Origin of the sequence: Bartonella refiksaydamii (assembly GCF_902652675.1) — a bacterium.
Lineage (GTDB): Bacteria > Pseudomonadota > Alphaproteobacteria > Rhizobiales > Rhizobiaceae > Bartonella > Bartonella refiksaydamii.
On the sequence record NZ_LR736339.1, the window covers coordinates 1 to 3611 of the forward strand.

The window sequence follows — 3611 nt, forward strand, 5'->3', positions numbered from 1 at the left end:
TCGGGTGTAGTTACGCTATACAATACTCTTTATGGGGAAAGCGTAACGACGGACTTACTACCGTGTTTTCTAGCGCCCGATACCCTTATAGGGTGTTAATAGAAGACGTTTAAATAGTAAGGAGTTCATTATGAACAATTTAGTAACAATCAACAATGATGGTATTGCTGTCACGACCTCTTTAAAAATTGCTGAGGGTGTGGGTAATAATCATGCTACAGTTATCAAGCTTGTACGTCAAAATATTGAAGATCTTGAAGAATTTGGAAGGGTTGGATTTGAAATCTCACCCTTTGGAACCAAAGGCGGAAGACAGAAAAGGGTAATTGCTATCCTCAATGGACCACAAGCAACTCTACTCATGACCTATATGCGTAATAATGACATGGTGCGTGCATTCAAAAAAGCACTTGTTAAAGCTTTCTATGATTTAAAAAACCAGTTAATTGATAATGACCGTGATACACGATTTGATGATCTTAACTATCTTCGCCAATATGTTTTGACAAATTATCCTAAAATTATGGGTATCATCTTTGGTCGTCTTTTGAAAATAGATGAAATCGAAAAGAGCTTGATCATTACAAATCAGTTACAAAAGAAGCTAAGCGTATTCTAGAAAGCCCTGCCACAAAAGCTGCTTAGACCTAAAACATAATTTATCTCCTCGTCTTTTAGGCGGGGAGGTAGTTAATGGCATCAGTACCTTTACATAATACATATTATACGTATTATTCATTAAAGATAGGATGTGCATATGAAAAAATATAGTTTTACAGATGTAAACCGCGGGGCGGGCGATATTTTGGACGAGGCTATGTCAACGCCTGTAGCTTTAACGAAGCGAGGGCGTGAAAAAATCATTATGCTTCCTGTTGATTTATATCATGAATTAATAAAATCCCGTTCTCATGTACAATCTTTTGTTTATGCAGATGCACCAAAGAATATATTAGACGACTTAGATCGTGGTTTAGATGATATTTTAAATGGCGACGAATATGTTTAAAGCAGGTGATGTTGTTCAGTATTATTATTTATCCAGTACTCCATAAACATCGTCCCTTCAGAGTGAGGAAGAGATCAAACAGCGTGGAGTGTTGGGACTTTGCTAACATTTGTTTCACGTTCCGCATGCCAAGCGTCATAATTAGCTTGCATGCGTAACCATATAGCAGCTCCATCACCAAACATTTTGCCAAGACAAGCGGAAACAGCAGGAGAAACAGGCTTTTTTGCGTTCAGAATATCGTAGAGATGTTGGCGTGATATACCAAGCATCTGCGCAATTTCTGATTTTGTTTTGCCTGTTTCAGGAATAATCTCTGCTAAAACTTCTCCCGGATGAGTAGGACAACGGTTTTTATCTCTTTGTGCAGGAATGTCATTCATAACTGTATCCTTAGTGATATTGTTCAAGATCAACACGGTAAGCATTACATGCGTCAAATTCAAAGGTAATACACCATGGTCCGTTAACGTGGACGGTGTAACGAGTGGGTGAATATCCAATCAAAGAATGAAAGTTGAATCCTGGAAGATTCATATCTTCTGGTCTTTCAGAAAAATCTAAACGATCAAGACGAACCATGATACGTTTTATAAGTTTCTTATCAATCTTGGATGAATTTCCCGTTTTGAATAATTCTGCCAATATTTTGCTTTTAAACGTTTTAATCATTCTTTTATATAGCGTAAAATACTTATAATGTCAACAAATAGCTTACATTATTAAGTGCTAAAATGGAAAAACAGGAACATCCCATTAGAAACCCCTTATCGTCTAGACTTGTTTTTCTTTTCTCCACCTCATGCGTAAAGAGAAGGATAGGCGCATGGAGGGGATAAATTTGCACGTCAACATCAAGGATTTTACGACCATACCAACGGCTGTCTGATCAAATATTGCTAAAAACTTAGATCCCTTGCCATTCTTAATAAAGTGAATACGAAGTTTAAATTCTATTGTCATCTTGCTCTCCAAATCAATGAAGAGACCATAACAACCATCACCATGCTCCATAAGCCTGACACTGTCAGTCAAAAAGCCCTTTAAAAGGGCTTTAAAGAAAGAAAATCATACAAGCCGTATCGCTTAGACTTGATCATCTTTCTCTTGCAGTTCTTTTATGGGCTCTACAGGTGCGTCTATTTCTGCCATTTCAGTAGATGAGAGCTGTTTTGTGTTTTCATCAACAATAGGAGGAGAGAATACTCCATCCTTATAACTCCAGCCAATTTGTGCTTCATGTGAAGGAATAGCTTCACCATCAAAGCCGTGAACATAATCTTTTGAGGCTACGATAATGTTTGTTACTACACCATTTTCAACAACTGCATATTCCATCAAAAACTCCTATATATAGAATTTGAACGATACTGCTCCATCTCCACCATCACCACCGTGGTCACCAGATTTTCCCGGAAAATAGCCTCCACCTCCACCGGATTTATTATTATAACTTCCTCCGCCATTTCCTCCTTTTACGCTCAAACCTCCTTGTACTTGTGCGCTACTATCACCGCTAGCACCACCGCCACCACCCAAAATAGAGTTGCCACCATTTCCACCAGTCCCTGATTTTTCTCCATAGCTACCGCCTCCACCACCGTTGAAAGTAGAATCACGTCCATTTGAACTGCTGCTATTGGATGAGTAACCACCTCCAAGACCACCCAGTGAATTTCCTGAAACACCACCGACAGCACCTGTGCTATTATGTCCATTAACAGCTCCACCACCACCACCACCTGCTATTGTAGAATCTAAAATACGTGTAAAGCCACCATAACCAGCAAAATCTTTGGGTTGACCGGTATAAAAACCTTTACCACCGCGACCAATGAGAACATTTTTTGAATCTTTGAGCCGCGACCATTTTATTTTTATGTGCACGCAACCGCCGCCGCCGCCACCACCACCTTTATAATTACCGCCACCTCCACCCCATGCCCATACTTCAATATAAGTGTCGTCGGTAACACCATTAGGTATAGGAATAGGACCACTTTCTGTCATAAGAATTTCAAGAGGAGTGGGAACAAAGGATTTTATCTCTTTTGTAATTTCATCGCGTATTCCTTGAAGAGCTAAAACAGCTTCGGCTTTTGTATAAATTTCCTTGCCATCAATAGTTGCAGGTCCTTTCAAAAGGCTGCCTTCTGTATTTAAATCTGTGACAATTGTGCCATTCTTTTTCAAAGTTAAGGAGGCTTGGTTAGTCAATTCAAGATCATTAAAAAGACTCACTTTGCCTTTAAAGATGTTATGATTTTGCCATTCGTTTGTTTGTGACAAACGGCCATATGACGCTATCCCTTCAGCATCAAATCCTACGATATCTTCCGTTTTATGTTGATGTGCGCCTAACAATGATATTGCACTGCCAAAGGTGAAGTTATTGTTGCTTGATTTATAGAGAACATAATTGTTGGCCGCATCCTTAGCGCCCTCGATATCGCTTAAATCAGCAAAGGTGAATGTTTTATCCGCTGCCATTTTGCCTTTGAGGGTTGCTTCAAGATCTGTGACATCACTTATTGTATGCGTGTGTTTTAAAGGGGCTTTTTCGTCTAGCTTGTCCTCAATATCAACAATGGCTTGATCAATT

7 protein-coding genes are annotated in these 3611 nt (G+C 39.2%); 2 read left to right on the forward strand and 5 right to left on the reverse strand.

Annotated features, from left to right (window positions below; translation table 11 throughout):
- The first annotated feature begins 130 nt into the window (after positions 1 to 130).
- Positions 131 to 619, forward strand: coding sequence for a Rha family transcriptional regulator (locus GQO39_RS08100; protein ID WP_439647151.1), 489 nt, complete (start codon positions 131 to 133; stop codon positions 617 to 619).
- Between the two features lie 138 nt (positions 620 to 757).
- Positions 758 to 1009 (forward strand): type II toxin-antitoxin system Phd/YefM family antitoxin, encoded by a 252-nt coding sequence (locus tag GQO39_RS08105; RefSeq protein WP_156851713.1) that lies wholly within the window; start codon positions 758 to 760, stop codon positions 1007 to 1009.
- 74 nt (positions 1010 to 1083) lie between these two features.
- On the opposite strand, the gene GQO39_RS08110 is transcribed toward GQO39_RS08105, so the two are convergent.
- The 5 genes from GQO39_RS08110 to GQO39_RS08130 all read right to left on the reverse strand — a co-directional run.
- Positions 1084 to 1392, reverse strand: coding sequence for a HigA family addiction module antitoxin (locus GQO39_RS08110; RefSeq protein WP_004856867.1), 309 nt, complete (start codon positions 1390 to 1392; stop codon positions 1084 to 1086).
- A gap of 10 nt (positions 1393 to 1402) precedes the next feature.
- A complete protein-coding gene (locus GQO39_RS08115) occupies positions 1403 to 1681 on the reverse strand; it encodes a type II toxin-antitoxin system RelE/ParE family toxin (RefSeq protein ID WP_156851714.1) in 279 nt (92 codons plus the stop codon).
- A 102-nt stretch (positions 1682 to 1783) separates the two neighbouring features.
- Entirely contained in the window at positions 1784 to 2044 is a 261-nt protein-coding gene (locus tag GQO39_RS08120; RefSeq protein WP_246668556.1) for a hypothetical protein, read from the reverse strand.
- A 51-nt stretch (positions 2045 to 2095) separates the two neighbouring features.
- Complete coding sequence (locus GQO39_RS08125; protein ID WP_156851715.1) at positions 2096 to 2347, reverse strand: hypothetical protein; 252 nt, start codon at positions 2345 to 2347, stop codon at positions 2096 to 2098.
- 9 nt (positions 2348 to 2356) lie between these two features.
- Positions 2357 to 3611, reverse strand: a 1255-nt coding sequence (locus tag GQO39_RS08130; RefSeq protein ID WP_156851716.1) for a Bgr_08870 family protein, incomplete at its 5' end; no start/stop codon positions are given.